This is a genomic window from Massilia sp., assembly GCF_031995545.1.
GTDB lineage: Bacteria > Pseudomonadota > Gammaproteobacteria > Burkholderiales > Burkholderiaceae_D > Telluria.
In genome coordinates this window covers 1-24,299 of record NZ_DAMAGA010000022.1, presented here as the reverse complement: position 1 = coordinate 24,299, position 24,299 = coordinate 1, and the positions used below count along the sequence as shown (strand labels likewise).

Sequence of the window (24,299 nt, the reverse complement as noted above, 5' to 3'; positions counted from 1 at the left end):
CTCAATTTGTCGAAGAAATAATTAGTTTCTTAACAGCATCTACCAGACCTCGCACGGGTGCGCCATCATAGAGACAAGGCACGCGCCAGGATCGCCGCGCAGTCGGTCTGGGCCGGCAGGCGCCCAAAGGCGCCGCCCGGTGCAGCCGCGATGCGCGAAGCGACGAAGGCCCCGGCTACCGGCGCCGGCGCATGCTGCAGCAGCAGCGCGCCCTGCAGCGCCAGCACCAGGTCCTCGGCCAGCCTGCGCGCACCGAACTCGTCCGCGGAGCGCGCCCCGAGCGACTCCAGCAGCGTATCGGCATGCGCCGCGAAGCGCGCGTCGAGGCGGGCAGCCGGCAGCAGTTCGCGCTCCAGCACCGCGCGCGCCGCCAAAGGCGACTTGCCGACCGCGCGCAGCACATCGAGGCACATCACGTTGCCGGAACCTTCCCAGATTGAATTCACCGGCAGCTCGCGGTACAGCCGCGCCAGCGGACCGTCCTCGACGTAGCCGTTGCCGCCCATGACTTCCATCGCTTCGGCGCCGAACGCCGGGCCGCGCTTGCACACCCAGTACTTGGCGGCCGGCGTCAGGATGCGTCCGAGCAGGGCCTGATCCGGGTCGCCGGCCTGGTCGACGCAGCGCGCCAGGCGCAGCGCCAGCGCGGTGGCGGCTTCCGATTCGAGCGCCAGGTCGGCCAGCACGTTCTCCATCAGCGGCTGTTCGCTCAACGCGCGCCCGAAGGCGCTGCGGCCGCGCGCATGGTGCAGCGCGTGGCACAGCGCCGCGCGCAGGATGCCGGCGCTGCCGAGCACGCAATCGAGCCGGGTCAGGCTACCCATCTCGAGGATGGTCGGGATCCCGCGCCCGGGCGCGCCGACCAGCCAGCCGAGCGCACCGCAGAACTCGACTTCGGAGGATGCGTTGGAACGGTTGCCGAGCTTGTCCTTCAGGCGCTGCACCCGCACCGCATTATGCTCGCCGCCGGGGAGGAAGCGCGGCACCAGGAAGCAGCTCAGCGCGCCCGGCGCGGCATCGTCCTGGCGCGCCAGGATCAGGTGGGCGTCGGCCTGCGGCACCGAGAAGAACCACTTGTGGCCGACGATGCGGTGGACCGGCGCGCCGTCGATCGCGCAGCCGTCCGGCACTTCGCCCGGCGCCAGCGGCGTCGCGCGCGTGGTGTTGCTGCGCACGTCGGAACCGCCCTGCTTCTCGGTCATGCCCATGCCGATCAGCGCGCCGCGCTTCTGCCCCACCGGCAGCGGACGCGGATCGTACTCGCGCGTCAGGATCTTTGACTGCCAGAGCGCCGCCAGCGCGGGCGCCCGGCGCAGCGCGGCGACCGAGGCATAGGTCATCGTAACCGGACACTGGGCGCCGTTTTCGAGCTGGCCGAACAGCAGGTAGGCGGCGGCGCGCGCCACATGGGCTCCGGGGTGCGGCGCGCTCCACGGCGCGGCGTGCGCGCCGGCTTCGACCAGCAGCGTCATCAGGGCGTGCCAGGCCGGGTGGAATTCGATCTCGTCGACGCGGCGCCCGGCGCGGTCGAACCCGACCAGACGCGGGCCGTGGATATTCGCCAGGCGCGCCAGCTCCTGCGCCTCGCGGCTGCCGCAGCGCCGGCCGAGTTGCCGCAGCCCTGCCACGATATCGGCTGCCTGCGCGCCGCCTTCGCGCGCCAGCCCTTCCTGCAGCGCCAGATCGACGTCGTACAGGTTGACGTTCTGGAACGGCGGCGCCTGGTTCAAGACCTCATGCGTATCGAATGGATTCATGGCCGTCCTCCTCGCTTCAACGCCGGAAACGTGTCCAACACGCTCCACCCCTGCCAAGATGTTGCATATAAGCATCAACTCTGACTGTATTTATATGCTTCAGATATGCCTGCGAGCAAGGATAGGAGACAATGACGTGCAACAGACTTAACGATCCGACAATCAGGTTAGCGTGAACACGGTTGTCAGGCAAGCAGGGCTGCGCTGGCACAAACTCGCGCGAAATGATGCTGCAGATTGTTCTGTTTAATGCCTCCCGGAATGTTTCGATGATAAAGTCGCCGCTGGTTTGGTAAACTTGCACGGGACGACATGTAACGAGGCATGCCGTGCACATGCCAGCGATAAGAAAGCAACTGACCCAACATGCACAACAGTACCTCCGCCGGGGTTCAGCCTGGAGCGCCGCAGCCGCAGCAGGCCCTGCTCGCCGGCCTGCTGGAAAGCGCCGGCGACGCGGTCTTCCGCGTGACCCTGGATGGCACGATCCGCGCGGCGGGTTCGCGCGTGCGGCGCATGTGCGGATTCGAACCGGGCTGTTCGCTGGCGTCGCTGGTGCACGAAGTCGACCAGGCCGCCCTCCTGAACGCCCTGGACAATGCAGCAGGCCTCGACCCGGTGCTGGTCGAGGCACGCCTGCACGCCGGCGAGCGCGACATCTGGTTCGAGCTGCGCGTCACGCGCCTCGAAACCGGCGACGATGCGCCGCTGCTGGTGATCGGGCGCGACATGTCGGCCCAGCATGCGACCGAAGAACGGCTGCGCCACATGGCGACCCACGACGCCCTCACCGAGCTGCCCAACCGGGTATTGCTGGCCGACCGCATCCGCATGGTGATCGCCAATGCGCGCCGTTCGGGCCACGGCTTTTCGGTAGCGGCGATCGGCCTGGACGGCTTCAAGAAAGTCAACGATGGCCTCGGCCATCCGCTGGGCGACGCCGTGCTGCAGATGGCGGCCGGGCGCCTGCGCCGCACGCTGCGCGACAGCGACACCCTGGCGCGGGTCGGCGGCGACGAATTCGTGGCGGTGCTGCCGGGCACCTTCAGCGAAGCCCAGATCAAGCTGGTCACCGGGCGCCTGATGGCGACCCTGCAGTCGCCGTTCGAGGTCGGCGGCCATACGGTCTACCTGGGCGCCTCGATCGGGATCGCGATCTATCCCGACCACGCCGAGGACGACGTGCGGCTGGTGACGCTGGCCGACGCCGCCCTGTCGCGCGCCAAGGAGACCGGCAAGGCGCGCGCGGTGGTGTACAGCCCGCAGAACCAGGGCCCGCCGGAACACGACATCTCGCTCGAGGCGGCGATGTTCGCGGCAGTGCGCGAAGGTGAATTCCTGCTCTACTACCAGCCGATCGTGAACGCCCGCACCCGCATCATCGAGGGCTTCGAGACCCTGATGCGCTGGAAGCACCCGACCCTGGGCATGGTGCCGCCGGTGCGCTTCATCCCGATCGCCGAGAACAACGGCCTGATCAACCTGCTCGGCGCCTGGGCGCTGAAAGCCGCCTGCATGCAGATCAAGCAGTTCGAGGAAGTCGCCGGACGCGAACTCTACATCTCGGTGAATATCAGCCCGCGCCAGTTCCGCAGCGACCGCTTCCTGACGGTGCTGGACGATGCGCTCGCGCTGTCCGGCGTCAAGGGCCGCCAACTGGTGCTGGAAATCACTGAAGGCACGCTGATGGTCGACCCGGTGCACGCCGAAAGCATCCTGGCCAAGATGGCCGAGCGCGAGGCGCGCATCGCGATCGACGATTTCGGCACCGGCTACTCGTCGCTGGCCTACCTGAAACGGTTCCCGATCTCGGTGCTGAAGGTCGACCGCGCCTTCGTCAAGGACCTGCCGCAGTCGCAGAAGGACGCCGCCATCTGCAACGTCGTGTTCGACCTCGCCGGCCACCTGAGCCTGTCGGTGGTGGCAGAAGGCGTCGAGACCGAAGAGCAGCTGGCCTGGCTCGACGAGCACGGCTGCCACTACGTGCAGGGCTACCTGACCGGCAAACCGATGCCGGCCAACGTGGCGCTGGCCGCGCTCAAGGAAAACCTCTATACCGCACTGCTGCCGGCAGTGCAGCCCGCAATGCAGCCCGCAGCACAGCCAGCAGTAACTTCGCCTGATACCCGGACAGTCAAACCATGACGCCAACGACACCACCCGTGCATTCCGCCAAGGCGGGAGCCAAAGCGCAAGCCACCCTCGCCCTGCTGTGGGAGCGCATCCGCCGCCAGGGCGACATGCCGGGCTTCACCAAGGCGATCAACGCCATCCTGGCCTCGATGCGCGGCGAGGACGAGCGCGACTTCTCGATGAGCGACACGGTGCTGACCGACCCGGTGCTGACCCAGAAGGTGCTGCGCCTGGCCAACAGCGCCATGTACGCCGCCTTCGGCCAGCGCGTCGATACCATCTCGAAGGCGGTGATGGTGCTGGGTACCGAGACCATCGGCCACCTGGCGCTTGGCTTGAAACTGATCGAGGAACTCAGCCGCAGCACGCCGGACACCGAAGCGGCCCACATCGAGATGGAAAAGGCGGTGCTGGCCGGGATGGTGGCGCAGCAGCTGGCGATCGACGCCCGCTCGCGCGATCCGGAAGAAGCGGTGGTGTGTTCGATCCTGCATTCGCTGGGCCGCATGATGCTGACCTTCTACATGCCCGAGCGCTGGAGCCAGATGCGCGAAGCCGCCGGCGAAGGCCGCGAACACCTGGCTGCCGAAGCCGTGCTGGGCATGTCGATGGAAGAAGTCGGCCGCGCCACCGCCACCCACTGGGGCCTGCCGCGCAATCTGGTGGCCGGCATGCGCCGGGTCGAGCCGTCCGAACGCGGCGAAGGCTTCGGCCATGAAGACTGGCTGGCGGCGCTGGGCACGATGTCGACCCAGGCCGCCGACGCGCTGTGGGCCGACGACGAAGCCGGGGCCGCGCAGGTGGCACTGCTGGCCGAACAGTTCGCGCCGATGCTGGGCCTGACGCCCGACGGCATCCTGGGCGCGATCGACAAGGCCAAGGTGGAAGCGGCCGCGGACCTGACCATCGCTCCGCTGGCCAAGCCGCAGGAGCGCAACGCGCGCCAGCTCGATGCCGACCGCAAGCGCATGGCCGGGAACAAGATCCTGATGGCGGGCGTGGCCGACATGCGCGACGCCAGCCCGACCGCCACCGCCGGCCAGATGATCTCGATGGCGCTCGAGACGATGCACAAGGGCCTGTCGTTCACGCGCTCGTTCGCTTTTCTACGCAACCGGCGTGAAGGCCGCTACTCGGCGCGCCTGGGCCTGGGCGACGAGGTCAAGCCGATGCTGCCGCTGCTGGCGTTCGACGACACCTACGAGCCAAACGTGTTCCATGCGGCGCTGGCGAGCGACCGCGTGATCTTCATCGAGAATGCGCGCGACGCCAAGTTCGCGACCAAGCTGCCGGGATGGTGGAAAGGCACGCTGTCGACGGCGCGCTGCTTCGTGGTGATTCCGCTGTCCGCGCACGGGCAGCCGGCGGGCTTCATCTATGGCGATTGGGACGACACGTTCCCGCAGGTGATCCTGAGCCAGACCGAGTTCGCGCTGCTCAATGACCTGCGCGGGCTGGTGGTGCGGACGGTCGAGAAGCGCCATCAGCTCGAGGCGATCGCGACGCGGGTTTGATGCTTCGGCGGGTCGGACGACCGCGCCGCATCCTTTTCCGCCTACCTAAATACCGTCATTCCCACGCAGGCGCGGGAATGCCGGTTTTGAGGCTAACGATTTATTTAAGCTTCGGGGTGTCTACCCGCACATCCCCGCACTGCGCCCGGTGCATCAGCGCATGATCGATCAACACCAGCGCCAGCATCGCTTCCGCGATCGGCGTCGCCCGGATCCCCACGCACGGATCATGGCGCCCGAAGGTCTCCACGTCGGTCGGATTGCCGTCCTTGTCGATCGAGCGGCGCGGCACGCGGATCGACGAGGTCGGCTTGATCGCCAGCGACACCGTGATGTCCTGCCCGGTCGAGATCCCGCCCAGCACCCCGCCGGCATGGTTGCCGACGAAGCCCTGCGGCGTCAGTTCGTCGCCATGCTGCGATCCCTTCTGCGCCACCGAGGCGAAACCGGCGCCGATCTCCACGCCCTTGACCGCGTTAATCCCCATCATCGCATAGGCGATGTCGGCATCGAGCTTGTCGTAGATCGGCTGGCCCCAGCCCACCGGCACGCCCCGCGCCACCACGTCGATGCGGGCGCCGATCGAATCGCCTTCGCGCCGCAGCGCGTCCATCGCCGCTTCCATGCGCGCCAGCAGCTCGGCATCGGAGGTCGCCGCGAAGAACGGGTTGGCATGCACGTGGTCCCATGACTCGAACGGCACCTCGATGTCGCCCAGCGTGCGCATGCAGCCGGCGAAGGTGGTGCCGTACTGCTCCTGCAGCCACTTCTTGGCCACCGCCCCGGCGCCGACCACCGGCGCGGTCAGGCGCGCCGACGAACGGCCACCGCCGCGCGGATCGCGCACGCCGTATTTATGCCAATAGGTATAATCCGCGTGCCCAGGGCGGAAGCTCTCGGCGATGTTGCCGTAATCCTTGCTGCGCTGGTCTTCGTTGCGGATCAGGAGCGCGATCGGGGTGCCGGTAGTGACGCCGTGGTAGACGCCGGACAGGATTTCGACCCGGTCGGCCTCCTGGCGCTGGGTCACGTGGCGCGAGGTGCCGGGCTTTCTGCGATCCAGTTCCGGCTGGATGTCGGCTTCGCTGAGCACCATGCCGGGCGGGCAGCCGTCAATGACGCAGCCGATCGCCGGACCGTGCGACTCGCCGAAAGTGGTGACGGAAAACAGCTTGCCAAATGTATTGCCGGACATGGGATGCGCTCTGGTTCAGGTTGGTCGAATTACCATTTTACCAGCCCGAAAGGCAAGCAGAAACGGTGAAGAAGCCTCAAACGCCCCCACGACTGTCGCAAAAGTGTTTCTCTAAGGATATATTTTTGTCGACGTGTCCCGTATTTGACCTTTCTTTTTCGCAATCACGGCTATACTGAACCTATCAATGCCGAGTCACCCTGGAGACGTAGCACCCATGCCAGCATCGATTACGCCCTCAGGCCCACTGAAGGAAGACAACACGCCGCTGGACGAACTCGTATTTGCTGACGAATCAGCCGACGGGTCGCGAGACAGCGCCAGCGCCGGCATGGCCGGAGGCGCAGCCGTGCATGCTTGGCGGATCCTGGTGGTGGACGACGATGCCGACGTCCACTCGACCACCACCTTCGCCCTGGCCAACGTCGAGATGCAGGGCCGCCCGCTGGCCTTCCTGCACGCCTATTCCGCACGCGAAGCCTACGAGATTCTGGCGCGCGAACCAGAGATCGCCGTGGTCCTGCTGGACGTGGTGATGGAACGTGCCGACGCCGGCCTGCAGCTGGTGCGCCGCATCCGCGACGACCTCAAGCTGCACGACCTGCGCATCATCCTGCGCACCGGCCAGCCCGGCTACGCGCCCGAGATGGATGCCATCCGCGGCTACGACATCAACGATTACCGCACCAAGTCGGAACTGACCCGTACCAAGCTGTACACCACGGTGGCGGCCGCGATCCGCTCGTACGAGCAGATCCGCGCACTGGACGTCAACCGGCTCGGCATGGAACACATCGTCGCCGCCTGCGCCGAACTGATGGCGCTGCACGGTGCGCGCGACGTCGCGCTCGGCATCCTGGCCCAGACCGGCAAGCTGCTGGGGCAGCCGCCCGAGGGTGTGCTGTGCTGCCGCGACGAGCAACTTGGCGGTCTCGGACGCCTGCGCGCGGTGGCCGCGGCCGGCGCCTGCCGCCACCTTGATGGGCGCGACCTCGGCGGCCAGCGTGGCGAGCAGTTCGCGCTGGCCGCCGAACGCGCGCTGCGCATGCGCGGCTTGCGCATCGACGACGGCCTGCTGAGCATGGTCTTCGCCGGCAAGTCCGGGCGCGAGTTCGTGGCCTGCATTCCGCTCGAGCGCGAGCTGGGCGAGGTCGAGGAGCGCCTGCTGAAGGTGTTCTGCGGCATGGTCGCCGTGTGCCTGGACAACGTGGAACTGGTCACGCGCCTGAACAAGTCGGCCTTCCACGACCCACTCACCGGCCTGCCGAACCGGAACTGCATGGTCGAACTGATCGACAAGCGGCTGGCCGCGGCGCAGCATGCGCACGGCGTGCTGGCGCTGGCCGACCTGGATCATTTTGCCGAAACCAACGACGCCCTGGGCCACCATTTCGGCGACCTGCTGCTGCTGGCGGTGGCCGAGCGCATCAAGTCGCGCCTCGATCCGGCGCTCGAAGTCGGCCGCATCGGCAGCGACATCTTCGCCATGCTGGGCGACGCCTGCGCGCTCGAGCCGGAGCGGATCCAGGCGCTGTTCCGCGAACCGTTCCGCATCGACGGCCAGGACGTGCAGGTCTCCAGCACGCTCGGCCTGGTGCGGCTGTCGGAACACGACGGCAACGGCGCCGACGCGCTCAAGGATGCCGACATCGCTTTGAAGCGCGCCAAGTCGCAGCAGCGCACCGGCCACTTCTATTTTTCGCGCAGCATGGGCGTCGAGATCCGCGAGCGGGTGCGCATGATGCATGCGCTGCGCAACGGCTTCCAGCACGGCCAGCTGTTCCTCGATTACCAGCCGCAGGTCGACCTGGCCACCAACCGTCCGTTCGGCGCCGAAGCGCTGCTGCGCTGGCGCCTGGACGACGGGCGCCTGGTGGCGCCCGACCGTTTCATCCCGATCGCCGAGTATTCCGGGCTGATCGTGGAGATCGGCGAATGGGTGCTGCGCCAGGCTTGCGCAGAGCTGATGCGCCTGCGCGCGGCCGGGCACCGCGACTTTACGATGTCGGTGAATGTGTCGCAGGTGCAGTTCCGCCATCCGCGCTTCCTCGACATGCTGCGCGCGGCGCTTGACGACACTGGGGCGCCGCCCGAATACATCGAACTCGAGATCACCGAATCGATGGCGATGGAAGAGCCGGCGGCGCTGGTCGAGAAGCTGGCCCAGGTCAAGCGCACCGGGGTGTCGATCGCGATCGACGACTTCGGTACCGGGTTCTCGTCGCTGTCGCATCTGCAGCGGCTGCAGGTGGACCGTTTGAAGATCGACCGCGCGTTTGTTACCGAGATCACAGGGTCCGCACGCGGCGGCAGCATCGCCCAGATGGTGGTGCAGCTGGGACGCAACCTGGGCTTGTCGGTGATCGCGGAAGGGGTCGAGGACGAGCGTCAGGCGCAGATCTTGCGCCAGCTCGGCTGCCCGCTGGCGCAGGGTTATCTGTATGCGCGGCCGTTGTCGCCGCAAAAGCTGCTGGAGTGGCTGGCAGGAGACCGGGCCACCCGCGCAGCATGAACCCGTAGGGTTGGCCTAGGCGGCCCCGCGCTCCGCCGCCGACGCGTCGATTGTTGGCGGCTACGATGACGCGCCGGATGATCTCGCGGCAAACTACCGCCGCGTCGGCGGCGAAGCCGCCAACCCTACGTCATCCGGACCGCTTCTCAACCACCATCCACGGTACAACCGGCTTAATCCGGCGCGTTCTGCTCGGCCGGCCAGTCGCGGATATACGCCTTGAGCATGCGGTTCTCGAAGCTCTGCGCTTCCAGCACCGCCTTGGCGACGTCATAGAACGAGATCACGCCCAGCAGCGTGCGCGCGTTCATCACCGGCAGGTAGCGCGCATGCTTCTCGAGCATGATGCGGCGCACTTCGTTGACCTCGGTGTCCGGCGTGACCGTGATCGGGCTGTCGTCCATGTGGCGGCGCACGGTGCCGGAACCGACCGAGCCGCCGTTCGCGTGCAGCGCCTTGAGCACTTCGCGGAACGTCAGCATACCGACCAGGTCGCCGTACTCCATCACCACCAGCGAGCCGATATCGTTCTCGGTCATGGTCATGGCCGCGTCCACCAGCGGCGTGTCCGGCGTTACGGTGTACAGGATCTCGCCCTTCACTTGCAGGATCTCGGAGACTTTCATGTTCGCCACCCCCGCTTCGTCAATGTTATCGACACTGTTCGTGATACTGGATAATTTTGTATAAGGCATAACAACGACTGTAGCCTATGCCCGCCAAAAAATCTAGCGTTGTGCCGTATCATTGCGCCAGATCATGGTGCGGTCGTGTCCGCATAATGGTGCACTGCAGATTGCGCAAGCTTTCAACAATGTTACGATGCGGCCCATTCCCACGCTTCCGGAGCCCAGCATGAGCGGTCCACCAGTTCCCGGCTTCGACACCCTGGCCCTGCACGCCGGCAGCGCACCCGATCCCGCTACCGGTGCACGCGCCACGCCGATCCATTTCACCTCCTCGTTCGCGTTTCGCGATGCGGACCATGCGGCCGCCCTGTTCAATATGGAGCAGGCCGGCCATGTCTATTCACGCATTTCGAACCCGACCAATGCGGTGCTGGAAGAGCGCATCGCCGCGCTGGAAGGCGGCGTCGCCGGCATCGCCACCGCCAGCGGCCAGGCCGCGCTGCACCTGGGCCTGAGCACACTGGCCGGTGCCGGCGACCACATCGTCGCCTCGCGCGCCCTGTACAGCGGCTCGCACAACCTGCTGGCCTATACCCTGCGCCGATTCGGCATCCAGACCAGCTTCGTCGATCCGCGCGACATCGACGCGTGGCGCACCGCGATCCGGCCGAATACCAAGCTGCTGTTCGGCGAAACGCTGGGCAATCCGAAGCTCGACGTGCTCGACATCCCGCAACTGTCCGCGCTGGCGCACGAACACGACCTGCCGCTGATGGTGGACGCCACCTTCACCACGCCCTGGCTGCAACGGCCGTTCGACCTCGGCGCCGACCTGCTGTTCCATTCGGCCACCAAGTTCCTGTGCGGGCACGGCACCGCGATCGGCGGCCTGCTGGTCGATGGCGGCAGCTTCGACTGGCAGGAGGCGCACGAGCGCAGCGGGCGTTTCCCGACCCTGTGCGAACCGTACGACGGTTTCCACGGCATGGTATTCAGCGAAGAGTCGACCGTCGGCGCTTTTGCCCTGCGCGCACGGCGCGAAGGCTTGCGCGACTTCGGCGCCGCCATGAGTCCGCACAATGCGTTCGCCATCCTGCAGGGGATCGAGACGCTCGGCCTGCGCATGGAGCGGCACCAGGCGAATACCCGGCGCGTGATCGAGTTCCTGTTGTCGCATCCGGCGGTCGCCTCCGTCGCCTATCCGGAGCTGGACACCCACCCCGACCACGCGCTGGCCAAACGCATCCTGCCGCGCGGCTGCGGCGCCGTGTTCACCTTCGAACTGAAAGGCGACCGCGCCGCCGGCCGCCGTTTCGCCGACGGCCTGCAAGTGTTCTCGCACCTGGCGAACGTGGGCGACGCCAAGTCGCTGGTGATCCACCCTGCCTCGACCACGCACTTGCGCGTCCCGGCCGAGCAGTTGGCCGCCAGCGGGGTCGGGGAAGGCACGCTGCGCCTGTCGGTCGGGCTGGAAGACCCGGACGACCTGATCGACGACCTCAAGCGCGGCCTGAAGCTGGCGCAGAAGGGAGCTTGAGGATGCTGCTCGACGTCCATGGCCGGCAGGCCTACTGCTACACCGGCGGCAAGCCGTTCGGTGCGTCCTTGCCGGTCATCGTGCTGGTGCACGGCGCCCAGAACGACCACTCGGTATGGGCGCTGCAAAGCCGCGCCCTGGCCCATGCCGGCTTCGCCGTGCTGGCGCCCGACCTGCCCGGCCACGGCCGCAGCGCAGGCCCGGCGCTGGACACGGTCGAGGCGATGGCGGACTGGCTTCTGGCCCTGCTCGACGCCGCCGGCGTCAAACGCGCCGTGCTCGCCGGCCACAGCATGGGCTCGCTGATCGCGCTGGAAGCGGCGTTCCGCGCGCCGCAGCGGGTGAACGGACTGGGCCTGGTCGGCACCACCTACCCGATGCGGGTCTCCGACGCCCTGCTGGCGACGGCGCGCGACGACGAACCGGCGGCGATCGAGATGGTGGCCGCATGGTCGCATTCGTCCACCGTTCCCGGCCCTTCGACCGCAGGCCCCGGCACCTCGGTCGTCAACGTCGCGCGGCGCCTGATGCAGCGCATGGCGGCGCGCAATCCGGCCGGCCTGTTCCACACCGACTTCGCCGCTTGCAACGCCTATGCCAACGGGGAAGCGGCGGCGGCCGCGATCGCCTGCCCGGTCACGTTTGTATTGGGAACGAAGGACATGATGACGCCGCCGCGCTCGGCCGCGCTGCTGACGGGCGCGCTCAAGCACGGCAAGGTGGTCAAGGTAGAGGCCGGCCACGCGATCATGTCCGAAGCGCCGGACGCACTGCGCCTGGCGCTGCTGGATCTGGCCCGAAGCGCCACGCCCTGACCGGCCGACTCAGCCGATTCAGCCGATTCAGCCAACAGCAGGCTCGGCGACCGGCGCGCCGAAGTGCTCGGCCAGCGTCTGGTCCAGCCCATGCTCGACCACGTCCTCGACCTGGTGCACCAGCGCGACGCTGTCGAGGTACAAACCACTGTCCGGCCCGGTCGGATCCTCTTGCCGCATCGCCTCGGCCTGGGCGCAGTAGAACACGAACAGGCGGTACACGTCGGCCAGCTGCAGGATCGTCGGATCGACCAGCAACACCCAATTCTCGTCACTGCCGCGCCGCACGCGCTTCCAGCCGGCGCGCGCCGGCGCCTCGTCCAGCACGCGGCCGACCCAGCCGGCTGCCACCATGCGCTCCAGCAGCTCGCCCAGCTCGTCATAGCCGATCCGCGTGTAGCGCCGGATCATGCTGCTGGTGACCAGCGCGGTGCCGGTCAATTGCGCGCCGCCATACAGCACCTTCAGGATCGCCATCGCATCCACGAACGCGCTGCCCGGCGCCGGCTCGTGCCACCAGCGCTCGTGTTTGACCACCGGCAGCGCGGCGGTCAGCACCGCGCCGACCAAGGTAATCATCCAGCTCACGTACATCCAGACCAGGAACAGCGGCAGCGCCGCCAGCGCGCCATAGATGATGGCGTAGGTCGGGAACTGGCTGATGAACAGCCCGAACACGCGCTTGGCGACCTCGAACGCGATCGCCGCCGATAGGCCGCCGACGAAGGCGTCGCCCAGCGAGACTTTGCGATGCGGCACGATCATGTACAGCAAGGTATAGCCGCCGGTGGTCACCGCGACCGAGGCCAGGGTGAAGAACAGCATGCCGAACACGGTCGCATCCTGCCCCAACCCGCCGGTGGCGTTGAACAGCTGGGTCGTGAAACTGATCGACACCCCGAACAGCACCGGCCCCAGCGTGATCAGGGCCCAGTACACCAGGATGCGCTGCGCCAACGGGCGCGGCTGGCGCACGCTCCAGATGCGGTTGAAGGCGCGCTCGATCATGCTCATGGTCATGGTGGTGGTGAACAGCAGCACCACCGCGCCCAGCGCAGACAAGCCCTTGGCCTTGCTGGCGAACTGGGTCAGGTTGCCGCTGATGGTGCTGGCGATGGCCTTGGGCATCAGGTTCTGCACAAACCAGGCATCGATCGCCGTGCGCAGCTGGCCGAAGGCCGGGAACATCGTGAAGATCGCCAGCACGATGGTCAACAGCGGCACCAGGCCGAGCGTGCTGGTGAAGGTCAGGCTGCCGGCCACCTGCGGCAGCTTTTCTTCGCGCAGGCGGCGTACGGCAAAGCGGAGCAGATCGAGCAGTTCGGGCCAGCTCAGGCCGCGCGATGGCTCGGCGCCGTTGACGAACTCGGCGGTGGTGCGCGACAGGTGGTGGACGGTCTTGGTCAGCATGGGCAGATTGGAGGCGATGCGAGGCCCGGCAACATCGCTGCCGGCGCCGCGCGATCGGCCATGTTCGGGCATGTCATTTCAACAAACCGCTCTATAATACCAACGATGAAGCCCACCCTGACCATCCTCGTGTTGTACTACTCCCGTCATGGCGCCACGCGCAAGCTGGCCGAACTCATCGCCCAGGGCATCGACAGCGTGCCCGGGGTGGAGGCGCGCCTGCGCACCGTGCCGGCGGTCTCGAGCGTGGCCGAGGCCACCGCACCCGCGATCCCCGAGGATGGCGCGCCGTACGTGGAGCCCGAGGACCTGCGCGAATGCGCCGGCCTGGCGCTGGGTTCGCCGACCCGCTTCGGCAATATGGCGTCCGCCATGAAATACTTCCTCGACGGTACCGCCACCGAATGGGTCAACGGCACCCTGTCCGGCAAGCCGGCGGTGGTGTTCGCCTCCACCGGCAGCCTGCACGGCGGTCAGGAAGCGACCCTGCTATCAATGATGATCCCGCTGCTGCACCACGGCATGCTGGTGATGGGCCTGCCTTACACCCATCCCGAACTGATGAACACCGCCAGCGGCGGCAGCCCCTACGGCGCCACCCATTGGGCCGGCGTCGACGGCAAGCGCGCCGTCACCGACGACGAGCGCACGCTGTCGATCGCGCTCGGACGCCGCTTGGCCGAGGCGGCGCGCAGGCTGGACACGACACTCGACCTGACATCGCATGGAAGTCGATGATGGATACCGGAAAAGTCTTTCATATCGGCGCCATCACCAGCCTGATCTGGCTGATCGGCTGGCTGATCGCCTGGGAAGCCTTCGTCGCCCCGCTGCAGCCGGGTAGCTGGCTGCTGGCGCTGAAAGTGCTGCCGCTGCTGCTGCCACTGCGCGGCGTGATCAAGCGCGACCTGTACACGCTGCAATGGTCGTCGATGCTGATCCTGATTTATTTCGTCGAAGGCGTGGTGCGCGCCTGGGCGGACCAGAACGCCGCCTCGCGCCAGATGGCGATCGGCGAGATCGCGCTGGTGCTGGTGTATTTCTTCTGCGCCCTGCTCTACCTGCGGCCATACAAGAAGGCGGCGCAGCGCATGGCCAAGGAACTGCTCGACAAGGTCAAAGTGCCGCATGGCTGAGGTCGCGCCGGATGGTTTCCTGGACGCCTTGCGCGCCATCGTCGGCCCGGAGCGGGTGCTGGCCGAGGCGGGCGACATCGCGTCTTTCCTGACCGATTGGCGCGGCCGCTTCACCGGCCGCGCGCGCGCCGTGGTGCTGCCGGGCGACAGCGCGCAGGTGGCGGCAGTGGTGCGCGCCTGCCGCGACGCGCGCGTCCCGATCGTGCCCCAGGGTGGGCGTACCGGACTGGTGCTGGGCAGCGTGCCGGACGCCAGCGGCGAAGCCATCGTGCTGTCGCTGCGGCGCCTGAACCGGATCCGATCCATCGATGCCGCGAACCGCACCATGACGGCCGAGGCCGGATGCATCCTGGCCGATATCCAGGCCGCGGCAAGCGAGGCCGGCATGCTGTTCCCGCTGTCGCTGGCGGCCGAGGGCAGCTGCACCATCGGCGGCAACCTGTCGACCAACGCCGGCGGCACCGCCGTGCTGCGCTACGGGAACACGCGCGAACTGTGCCTGGGGCTGGAAGTCGTCACCGCCGACGGCGAAGTGTGGGATGGCTTGCGCGGCCTGCGCAAGGACAATACCGGCTACGCGCTGCGCGAACTGTTCATCGGCGCCGAAGGCACGCTGGGCGTGATCACGGCCGCGGTGCTGAAACTGTACCCGGCGCCGCAAGCGGCGTTGACGGCACTGGTGGCGCTGGACTCGCCGCGCCATGCACTCGACCTGCTAGGGCTGTTGCAGGCGCGCTGCGGCGCGTCGCTCACCGGCTTCGAGCTGATGTCGGCGTTCTGCCTGCAACTGGTGGCAACCCACTTCCCCGACCTGCCGCGGCCATTTTCCGGGCCGCATCCGCAGTACGCGCTGGTCGAGCTGTCCAGCAACGAATCGGGCGAGCATGCCCAGACGCTGCTGGAAGCGGCGGTGGGCGCGGCGCTCGAGGTTGGCGTGGCGCGCGACGCAGTGGTCGCCACCTCGAACCAGCAGGCGCTGGGACTGTGGCGGCTGCGCGAGCACATCCCGCTGGCGCAGGCGGCGGCCGGCAAGAACATCAAGCACGACATTTCGCTGCCGGTATCGACCATCCCCGACTTCATCCTGCAGGCCGACGCCGCGCTGCAGGCCGCCTTCCCCGGCTGCCAGCCGGTGACCTTCGGCCACCTGGGCGACGGCAACCTGCATTACAACGTGGCACCAGCGGACGGCGAAGCACACGATGCCTTCCTCGCGCATCAGGGCGCCATCAACCGCATCGTGCACGACGCGGTGGCGGCCTTCAACGGCTCCATCTCGGCCGAGCACGGCATCGGCATGCTCAAGCGCGAGGAACTGGCGCGCTACAAGTCGCCGGTTGAACTGGACATGATGCGTGCCATCAAAGCCGCACTGGACCCGCTCGGCATCATGAACCCTGGCAAAATTCTTTGACCCGGGAGACCCATGATGCGCGCCTGTTTCTTCGTTCTCGTCCTCGCTTTCCTGCTGTACCGGCCGGCCCTGGCCGGCTCGATCTACAAATGCCTCGACAGCGGCCGCGTGAGCTATAGCGACCGTCCCTGCGCCGGCGCAGGTGCCACCCTGGCCGTGCCGGATGCGCCACCGCCCGACCCGGCGCTGCAGGAAAGACTCGAGCGCAACCGCGCCACGCTGGCCGGGATCGAAAAGGCCAAACTGGCACAGGCCACACGTGAAGAGCGCGACCTCGAACGCGCCCAGCGCGCGGCCCTGGCCGAACGCAAGCGCTGCGACAAGCTGCGCCTGCAGCGTCAATGGGCCGATGAAGACCTGGCGCGCCAGCGCGGCGACGCCAAGGAAACCGCGCGGCTCAAGGCGAAACGCCAGGCCGAATCACTGGCGCTCGAATGCCCGGCCTGAACGTCCTGTCACGATGGCTGCTGCTGGGCGAATGGCGCGCCCATCCGGTGCGCGCGCTGGTGGCGATTGCCGCCATCGCGGTCGGGGTGGCGATGGGCTTCGCCATCCACCTGATCAACGCCGCTGCCTTCAACGAATTCTCGGCCGCCGTGAAAAGCCTCTCGGGCCAGGCCGACATCCAGGTCGCGGGGCGCGAACCGCTGTTCGACGAAGCCGTTTACCCCCTGCTGGCGGCGGACCCCGACGTTGCGGTAGCTTCTCCGATCCTCGAAGTCGCGGCCGGCGTCGCCGGACAAGACACCCCGCTGCGCATCGTCGGCATCGACGCCCTGCGCGCCGGCTTCATCGCGCCCGACCTGATGGGCGTGCCGGGTGACGGCCGCATGCTCGACGTGCTGGCCGACGATGCGCTGTTCCTGTCGCCCGCCGCGCAAACGTGGCTGGCAAAGTCGCGCGGCGACGCCTTGCGTCTGCGCTCCGGCACGGGCGACGTGACCCTGCGCGTGGCCGGCCCCGTGCAGCGCGCCCGCGCCGGCCAGCGCCTGGCGGTGATGGATATCGGCGCCCTGCAGTGGCGCTTCGACCGCCTCGGCAAGCTGTCACGGGTCGACCTGAAACTGCGCGACGGCGTCGACCGCGCGGCATTCCAGCGCCGCCTGACGCAGCAGCTGGAACGCACCTGGCCCGGCCGCTTCACGGTCGGCCAGCCGAACGACGCCGACCAGGAAAGCCGCACCGACAACATGAGCCGGGCCTACCGCGTGAATCTGACCGTGCTGGCGCTGGTGGCGCTGTTCACCGGCGCCTTCCTGGTGTTCTCGACCCAGGCGTTGTCGGTGATGCGGCGCCGCAGCCAGTTCGCACTGCTGCGCGTGCTGGGCATGGAGCGCAGGGCGCTACTGCGCCAGGTGCTGCTCGAAGGCGGCAGCCTGGGCGTGCTCGGGGCGCTGCTCGGCGTGGCCGCGGGCTATGCACTGGCCGCGGCCGCGCTGCACTTCTTCGGCGGCGACCTGGGCGCCGGCTATTTTCCCGGCATCCGGCCGCAGGTCGCGTTCACACCCGGCGCGGCATTGATATTCTTTGCGCTGGGCCTGGGCGTCGCCCTGCTCGGCTGCCTGGCGCCGGCGTGGGAAGCGGCGCGCGCCAGGCCGGCGGTGGCGATCAAGTCCGGCGCCGACGAAGGCGCGCTGGCGCGCCTGGCGCGGGTGTGGCCGTCGTTGATCTGCCTGCTGCTGGCAGCCGCCTTTTCGTTCGCGCCGCCGGTGTTCGAACTGCCGCTATTCGGCTACCTGGCGATCGCGCTGCTGCTGATCGGCGGCATCGGCCTGATGCCGCGCGCTGCCAGCATCGTCTTTCGCGCGCTGGAAAGGGGCGCCGAGCCGCGTGCCCGGCGCTACCCGGTACTGGCGCTGTCGCTGGCGCGCCTGGCCAATGCGCCGGGCCAGGCCTCGATCGCGCTGGGCGGCATCCTGGCCAGCTTCAGCCTGATGGTGGCGATGGGGATCATGGTGTCGAGCTTCCGGGTCTCGGTCGACGACTGGATGGGCCACATCCTTCCGGCCGACCTCTACGTGCGCACGGTGGACGCGGGCGGCACCGGGTTCCTGAGTGCCGGGCAGCAGGCCGCGCTAACCGCCGCGCCGGGCGTGAAACGGATCCAGTTCCTGCGCACGCGGCGCGTGACGCTGGCGCCCGAGCGGCCGCCGGTCGTGGTCATCGCGCGCGACATCGACGCCGGCGACCCGGCGCGGCTGCTGTACCTGGTCGGGCCGAGCGCCCCGGTTCCCGCCGGCGCGCGTCCGGCCTGGGTATCCGAAGCGCTGCTCGACCTGTACGGCGTGCGCATCGGCGGCATGCTGCACCTGCCGCTGGGCGGCGCGCAGTCCGAGTTTTTCGTCGCCGGCGCCTGGCGCGACTATGCCAACCAATCCGGCTCGGTGGTGATCCAGCTGGCCGACTATAGAAAGCTCACGAACGACGCCACCGTCACCGATGCCGCCCTGTGGAGCGCGCGCGGCGAAGGCCTCGACGCCCTCGAGCAAAGTATCCGCGCGCTGCCCTTCGGCGCCGCCCTGAACCTGATGCGCCCCGGCGACATCCGCGCCGCCAGCCTGAAGATCTTCGACCGCAGCTTCGCGGTCACCTACCTGCTGGAGGCGATCGCGATCGCGATCGGCCTGTCCGGCATCGCCGCCAGTTTTTCGGCCCAGACTTTGGCGCGTTCGCGCGAATTCGGTATGCTGCGCCACGTCGGCGTCACGCGGCGCCAGGTGCTGCAGCTGCTCGCCTTCGAAGGCGGCCTGCTCACCTGCCTGGGCGTACTGGCCGGTTTCGCGCTCGGCCTGGTCATCAGCATGATCCTGGTGTACGTGGTCAACCCACAGTCGTTCCACTGGACCATGGGCCTGCACCTGCCCTGGCCCTTGCTGGGCAGCGTGGCCGCGGTGCTGGTCGCGGCTTCCATCGCCACCGCGCTGGTATCGGGCCGCCATGCGCTGTCCGGCGGCCCGGTGCGCGCAGTCAGAGAGGATTGGTAATGCATTTTGTTCTGGTTTTAGTCGTTTTGTTGACCCAGTTGCTGGGCGCGTCGTTGGCCCGTGCACAGCAGCCGGTGTTTGCCCCGGTGACGCCGGGCGCCGAGCTGTCGTTCCCGCGCGACTACGGCGCCCATCCGGAATTTCGCACCGAATGGTGGTACGTCACCGGCTGGGTCGACACGCCCGACAAGCGCGCGCTCGGCTTCCAGGTGACGTTCTTCCGCAGCCGCACCGGCCTCGACACCGGCAACCCGAGCGCGTTTTCGCCGCGCCAGCTGGTGATCGCGCATGCCGCGCTGTCCGACCCGGCGGTCGGGCGCCTGGTGCACGACCAGCGCAGCGCGCGCGAAGGCTTCGGCCTGGCCTGGGCGCGGCCCGGCACCACCGACCTGAAACTGGACGACTGGCGCATGGTGCGCGACGCCAACGGCACCTACCGGGTAACGATCCGCTCCAACGAACTGACGCTGGAACTGCGCCTGAAACCCACCCAGCCGGTGCTGGTGCAGGGCCAGGGCGGCTATTCGCGCAAGGGCCCGAGCCCGCAGCTGGCCAGCTACTACTACAGCGAGCCGCACCTGGCGGTGTCGGGCAGCGCCGGCCGCGCCGGCATGGCGCCGGTGGCCGTCACCGGCAGCGCCTGGCTCGATCACGAGTGGTCGAGCGAGGTGCTGCAGCCCGACGCCGCCGGCTGGGACTGGGTCGGCGCCAACCTGGACGACGGTGGTGCGCTGATGGCTTTCCGGATAAGGAGGAAGAGCGGAAGCACGGGAGATGATAAACTATGGGGCCACGCCACGGTACGCGACGCGGCCGGCCGCGTGACGCACCATGGTCCCGAGGCGGTCGACTTCACGCCTGACACGACGTGGAAGTCGCCCCGTACCGGCGCAACCTACCCGGTCGGCGCCACGATCCGCACCGGCGCCCAGCGCTGGAAGATCGTGCCGCTGCAACCCGACCAGGAACTCGATTCGCGCCGCTCGACCGGCGCCGTGTACTGGGAAGGCGCGGTCACGGTCGAACGCGACGGGCGCCGGGTCGGCCGCGGCTATCTGGAAATGACCGGCTACGTGCAGCCGATGAAACTGTGATCACCCACCCTCCATACAACTACAAGAAAAACCGACTTCACCGAACTACATGAGCACCCGTTCCACCAGCAGTCCCGACACCGATCCATCCCGCAAGGGCAGCCTGGCCACCCTGCGCGGCCTGAGCCCCTTCCTGCGTCCCTACCGCCGCCAGTTCGTCCTGGCCGGCATCGCGCTGCTGTTCGCGGCCGGCGCCACGCTGGCGATTCCGGCCGCCTTCAAGAAGATGATCGACCTCGGCTTCGGCGCCGCCGCAGTCGGCCAGGCCGCCAGCGGCATCGAGCACGTCGACGCCACTTTCGCCGCGCTGTTCGGCGTGGCCGCCGTGCTTGCCGTGGCCACCGCGGCGCGCTTCTACATGGTGTCGTGGCTGGGCGAGCGCGTCACCGCCGACATCCGCAGCGCCGTGTACCGCCATGTGGTGCACCAGAGCCCCGCCTTCTTCGAGACCACGCGCACCGGCGAGGTGCTGTCGCGCCTGACCACCGACACCACCCTGATCCAGGCCGTGGTCGGCACCAGCATCTCGCTGGCGCTGCGCAACACGCTGCTGTTCGCCGGCGGCCTGGTGATGCTGTTCATTACCAGCCCGCGCCTGACCTCGATCATCCTGGGCCTCCTGGTGCTGGTGGTGCTGCCGATTGTGCTGTTCGGACGGCGCGTGCGCAAATTATCCCGTGACTCGCAGGATCGCATCGCCGATGCTTCGGCAGTGGCCGGCGAGATCCTGAACGCGATGCCGACGGTGCAGGCGTTTACCCGCGAAGGCCATGAGGCCGGCCGCTTCGGCGCCTCGGTCGACAGCGCCTTCGACACCGCGATCCGCCGCATCCGCGCCCGTGCCACGCTGACCATGCTGGCGATCGTGCTGGTGTTCGGCGCCATTGTGTTCGTGCTGTGGCTGGGCGCGCATGCAGTGCTGGCCGGGACCATGACCGGCGGCGACCTCGGTCAGTTCATCCTGTACGCCGGCATCGTCGCCGGTTCGGTCGGTGCTTTGTCCGAAGTGATGGGCGACGCCCAGCGCGCCGCCGGCGCCACCGAGCGCCTGCTCGAACTGCTGGCCGCCCGTTCCGATATCCAGGACCCGGCGCATCCGAAAGCACTGCCGGCACGCACCGCCAACGGCGCGCGCCTGACGCTGGCCGACGTCACCTTCGCCTACCCCTCGCGGCTCGACTCCGCATCGCTGTCGCACGTCTCGCTCGACATCCGTCCCGGCGAGACGGTAGCAGTGGTCGGTCCTTCGGGCGCCGGCAAGACCACCCTGTTCCAGCTGCTGCTGCGCTTCTACGATCCGCAGTCCGGCAGCATCCTGCTCGACGGCGTCGACCTGCGCGACCTGGGCCTGCACACGCTGCGCGGCGCGGTCGGCATCGTGCCGCAGGATACGGTGATCTTTTCGAGCAGCGCGTTGGAAAACATCCGCTACGGCCGTCCCGACGCCAGCGACGAGGAAGTGATCGCGGCGGCGCGCCTGGCCGCGGCCCATGACTTCATCGAGCGCCTGCCGGAAGGTTACGCTTCGTTCCTGGGCGAGCGCGGTGTGCGCCTGTCGGGCGGCCAGCGCCAGCGTATCGCGATCGCGCGCGCCCTGCTCAAGAATCCGCCGCTGCTGCTGCTCGATGAAGCGACCAGCGCGCTGGACGCCGAATCCGAACGCCTGGTGCAGCGCGCGCTGGAAGCGGCGATGGTCGGCCGCACCACCGTCATCATCGCCCACCGCCTGTCAACTGTGCAGCGCGCTGACCGCATCGTGGTGCTGGACGAAGGCCGCATCGTCGAGTCGGGAACCCATGCCGAACTGATCGCGCATGGCGGCGTGTATGCCAACCTGGCGGCGCTGCAATTCCAGACGCATACGCCGGTTGCCGCTTGAACAACAGGTGCTCCGCATTCGATTGTCTACGTAGCAATACGTAAATATGCGTACGAGTGTTGCGCGGAACACGCAGATTGGTACCAAAAATCACTAATTATTGCTCTCAAAAAAGTTTGCAAGGTATGATTCGGGGTTATATCTACCCTCATACCAAACTCTTACATGAGCAATAACAAACTTCATCCATCCAATTGGAATGTTGGCACGCGTATCAGCGCCGTGGTGTTTGCGCTGGCCGGCCTGATCATCGCGGTCCTGATCGCGACCATCACGATGTCGACGTCGAGCATGCTGCAAGAGCGCGCGGTGCAGAGCGTGAACAGCGAGCTGCACGGCGTGGCCGACACCGTGGAACTGTTCAACAAAACGGTCAGCAGCCAGGCGGTAAGCTTCGGCCGCATCTTCCACGCCGGCCTCCCGGGCGAGTTCGCGCTGGATGAAGCGGCGCCCGTGGATATCGGCGGGCGTCAGGTGCCGACCCTGAGCGTGGGCGGCCGTGCGCTGAACCTCGACTTCTCGGCGCCGGACGCCTTCACTGAACGCACCGGCGGCAATGCCACCGTGTTCGCCGCCACCGGCGACGACTTCGTGCGCGTGACCACTTCGGTCAAGAAGGAAAACGGCGAACGCGCCGTCGGCACCGCGCTTGACAAGGCGTCGCCGGCCTACGCCGCGCTGCGCGAAGGCCGCACCTACGTCGGCCTGGCCAAGCTGTTCGGCAAGCAGTTCATCACCCAGTACGAGCCGGTACGCAATGCGGCCGGCAAGGTGATCGGCGCGCTGTACGTCGGCGTCGACATCACCAAGGACGTGGCCGCGCTCAAGGAGCGAATCCGCGCCGTCAAAGTCGGCACCACGGGTTACTTCTTCGTGCTGTCGGCGACGCCCGGCGCCACCTACGGCGAGCTGCAGGTGCACCCGGCCAAGGAAGGCGACAACATCCTCGACAGCCGCTCGGCCGACGGCCACTTCTTCATCAAGGAGATGCTGGAAAAGAAGGAAGGCACGGTCAGCTATGACTGGGCCAATCCGGGCGAGACCGAGAGCCGTCGCAAGTTCGCAGCTTATACTTACATGAAGGACTGGAACTGGGTCATCGCCGGCGGCACCTACCAGGACGAGATCACCGCCGCCGCGCGCGAACTGCGCAACCGCTTCATCGTGTTCGGCCTGATCGCGCTGGCCGTGCTGGCCGCCGTGCTCAATTTCCTGGTGCGCCGCACCGTCACCCGTCCGCTGGCCGAAGTGCAGAACGTGGCGATGCGCATCGCCGACGGCGACCTGACCGCGTCGGTGGCCACCCGCCGCAACGACGAGATCGGCCAGCTGACCGAGGCCATCAACACCATCGGCGCCCGCTTATCAAGCGTGGTCGGCCGCGTGCGCGAAGGCGCCGAGCATATCGCCAACGCCTCGCAAGAGATTTCGACCGGCAACCTGGACCTGTGCCAGCGCACCGAAGAGCAGGCCGCCAGCCTGGCCACCACCGCCTCGTCGATGGACCAGCTGACCACCACCGTGCGCCAGAATGCCGACAATGCGCGCCAGGCCAACGAGCTGGCACGCAGCGCCTCGAACGTGGCCCAGAAAGGCGGCGATACGGTCTCGCAAGTGGTCACCCGCATGGACTCGATCACGCAGGCGTCGCGCAAGATCTCGGACATCACCGGCGTCATCGACGGCATCGCCTTCCAGACCAACATCCTGGCACTGAACGCCGCGGTCGAAGCGGCGCGTGCCGGCGAACAGGGCCGCGGCTTCGCCGTGGTCGCCAACGAGGTGCGCAGCCTGGCGCAGCGTTGCGCAGCCGCCGCCAAAGAGATCAAGGGCCTGATCGAAGCCTCGAACGGCGAAGTCGACGCCGGCAGCCGCCTGGTCAACGAAGCCGGCGCCACGATGCAGGAAGTGCTGGCGAGTGTGCAGCGCGTGACCGACATCATGGCCGACATCAGCGCCGCCAGCCAGGAGCAGACCCAGGGCATCGAAGAAGTCAACCGCGCCGTGGTCGAGATGGACACCACCACCCAGCAGAACGCCGCGCTGGTGGAAGAAGCGAGCGCCGCGGCGCAGGCGATGCACGAACAGGCCGATGCGCTGGCGCGCTCGGTGCGCCAGTTCCGGATCGCCGAAGAAGCCGCGGCGCCCGCCGCGCTGGGCACCACCCGCCGTCCGGCCCTGACCCAGGGCTGATGGTTTGAAGCCCGGCCTGCGGCGTCCCTCGTGACGCCGCAGGCCGGGCCAGTAATCCTGTTGCTCGCCGTCGTTCACGCAACCCTCCCTCATCTTT

Annotated in this window: 17 protein-coding genes; 13 read left to right on the top strand and 4 right to left on the bottom strand. The window is 67.8% G+C overall.

Annotated features, from left to right (window positions below; all coding sequences use genetic code 11):
* Nucleotides 1-65: 65 nt before the first annotated feature.
* Nucleotides 66-1,757: an isovaleryl-CoA dehydrogenase gene (locus tag RTQ83_RS15435; RefSeq protein ID WP_312516382.1), complete on the bottom strand. Its 1,692-nt coding sequence runs from the start codon at nucleotides 1,755-1,757 to the stop codon at nucleotides 66-68.
* 366 nt (nucleotides 1,758-2,123) lie between these two features.
* Between RTQ83_RS15435 and RTQ83_RS15430 the strand changes: the two genes are divergently transcribed.
* Both RTQ83_RS15430 and RTQ83_RS15425 read left to right on the top strand, forming a co-directional pair.
* Nucleotides 2,124-3,902: a putative bifunctional diguanylate cyclase/phosphodiesterase gene (locus RTQ83_RS15430; RefSeq protein WP_312516380.1), complete on the top strand. Its 1,779-nt coding sequence runs from the start codon at nucleotides 2,124-2,126 to the stop codon at nucleotides 3,900-3,902.
* Nucleotides 3,899-5,404 carry an HDOD domain-containing protein gene (locus RTQ83_RS15425; protein WP_312516378.1) on the top strand — a complete coding sequence of 502 codons (1,506 nt, stop codon included), beginning with the start codon at nucleotides 3,899-3,901 and terminating at the stop codon, nucleotides 5,402-5,404. The genes RTQ83_RS15430 and RTQ83_RS15425 overlap by 4 nt, the downstream gene beginning before the upstream one ends.
* Before the next feature lie 100 nt (nucleotides 5,405-5,504).
* Here the strand turns inward: RTQ83_RS15425 and aroC are convergent, their stop codons facing one another.
* Nucleotides 5,505-6,599: a chorismate synthase gene (gene aroC / locus RTQ83_RS15420; RefSeq protein ID WP_312516376.1), complete on the bottom strand. Its 1,095-nt coding sequence runs from the start codon at nucleotides 6,597-6,599 to the stop codon at nucleotides 5,505-5,507.
* 217 nt (nucleotides 6,600-6,816) lie between these two features.
* Between aroC and RTQ83_RS15415 the strand changes: the two genes are divergently transcribed.
* Nucleotides 6,817-9,111 carry an EAL domain-containing protein gene (locus tag RTQ83_RS15415; RefSeq protein WP_312516374.1) on the top strand — a complete coding sequence of 765 codons (2,295 nt, stop codon included), beginning with the start codon at nucleotides 6,817-6,819 and terminating at the stop codon, nucleotides 9,109-9,111.
* Between the two features lie 173 nt (nucleotides 9,112-9,284).
* On the opposite strand, the gene RTQ83_RS15410 is transcribed toward RTQ83_RS15415, so the two are convergent.
* On the bottom strand, nucleotides 9,285-9,737 hold the full coding sequence (locus tag RTQ83_RS15410; RefSeq protein WP_290420473.1) for a CBS domain-containing protein: 453 nt from the start codon (nucleotides 9,735-9,737) through the stop codon (nucleotides 9,285-9,287).
* A 229-nt stretch (nucleotides 9,738-9,966) separates the two neighbouring features.
* Between RTQ83_RS15410 and RTQ83_RS15405 the strand changes: the two genes are divergently transcribed.
* Complete coding sequence (locus RTQ83_RS15405) at nucleotides 9,967-11,277, top strand: O-acetylhomoserine aminocarboxypropyltransferase (RefSeq protein ID WP_312516369.1); 1,311 nt, start codon at nucleotides 9,967-9,969, stop codon at nucleotides 11,275-11,277.
* A 2-nt stretch (nucleotides 11,278-11,279) separates the two neighbouring features.
* Nucleotides 11,280-12,092 carry an alpha/beta hydrolase gene (locus RTQ83_RS15400; RefSeq protein ID WP_312516367.1) on the top strand — a complete coding sequence of 271 codons (813 nt, stop codon included), beginning with the start codon at nucleotides 11,280-11,282 and terminating at the stop codon, nucleotides 12,090-12,092.
* A 27-nt stretch (nucleotides 12,093-12,119) separates the two neighbouring features.
* Here RTQ83_RS15400 and RTQ83_RS15395 read toward each other — a convergent pair whose 3' ends face one another.
* Entirely contained in the window at nucleotides 12,120-13,502 is a 1,383-nt protein-coding gene (locus RTQ83_RS15395) for a YihY family inner membrane protein (protein ID WP_312516365.1), read from the bottom strand.
* 105 nt (nucleotides 13,503-13,607) lie between these two features.
* Between RTQ83_RS15395 and wrbA the strand changes: the two genes are divergently transcribed.
* The 8 genes from wrbA (at nucleotide 13,608) to RTQ83_RS15355 (ending at nucleotide 24,202) form a co-directional block, all read left to right on the top strand.
* Entirely contained in the window at nucleotides 13,608-14,240 is a 633-nt protein-coding gene (wrbA, locus tag RTQ83_RS15390; protein WP_312516363.1) for an NAD(P)H:quinone oxidoreductase, read from the top strand.
* The gene (locus RTQ83_RS15385; protein WP_312516481.1) at nucleotides 14,240-14,638 is read left to right on the top strand and encodes a DUF2069 domain-containing protein; all 399 of its coding nucleotides are present in this window, start codon (nucleotides 14,240-14,242) and stop codon (nucleotides 14,636-14,638) included. The genes wrbA and RTQ83_RS15385 overlap by 1 nt, the downstream gene beginning before the upstream one ends.
* Nucleotides 14,631-16,052 (top strand): FAD-binding oxidoreductase, encoded by a 1,422-nt coding sequence (locus RTQ83_RS15380; protein ID WP_312516361.1) that lies wholly within the window; start codon nucleotides 14,631-14,633, stop codon nucleotides 16,050-16,052. Before RTQ83_RS15385 ends, RTQ83_RS15380 begins: the two co-directional genes overlap by 8 nt.
* Nucleotides 16,053-16,064: 12 nt before the next feature.
* The gene (locus RTQ83_RS15375; RefSeq protein WP_312516359.1) at nucleotides 16,065-16,499 is read left to right on the top strand and encodes a DUF4124 domain-containing protein; all 435 of its coding nucleotides are present in this window, start codon (nucleotides 16,065-16,067) and stop codon (nucleotides 16,497-16,499) included.
* Nucleotides 16,487-19,036: an ABC transporter permease gene (locus tag RTQ83_RS15370; protein WP_312516357.1), complete on the top strand. Its 2,550-nt coding sequence runs from the start codon at nucleotides 16,487-16,489 to the stop codon at nucleotides 19,034-19,036. Before RTQ83_RS15375 ends, RTQ83_RS15370 begins: the two co-directional genes overlap by 13 nt.
* Nucleotides 19,036-20,130 (top strand): carotenoid 1,2-hydratase, encoded by a 1,095-nt coding sequence (locus RTQ83_RS15365; RefSeq protein WP_312516355.1) that lies wholly within the window; start codon nucleotides 19,036-19,038, stop codon nucleotides 20,128-20,130. Before RTQ83_RS15370 ends, RTQ83_RS15365 begins: the two co-directional genes overlap by 1 nt.
* A 49-nt stretch (nucleotides 20,131-20,179) precedes the next feature.
* On the top strand, nucleotides 20,180-22,009 hold the full coding sequence (locus RTQ83_RS15360) for an ABC transporter transmembrane domain-containing protein (RefSeq protein WP_312516353.1): 1,830 nt from the start codon (nucleotides 20,180-20,182) through the stop codon (nucleotides 22,007-22,009).
* Nucleotides 22,010-22,174: 165 nt separating this feature from the next.
* Entirely contained in the window at nucleotides 22,175-24,202 is a 2,028-nt protein-coding gene (locus tag RTQ83_RS15355; RefSeq protein ID WP_312516351.1) for a Cache 3/Cache 2 fusion domain-containing protein, read from the top strand.
* Nucleotides 24,203-24,299: the final 97 nt, after the last annotated feature.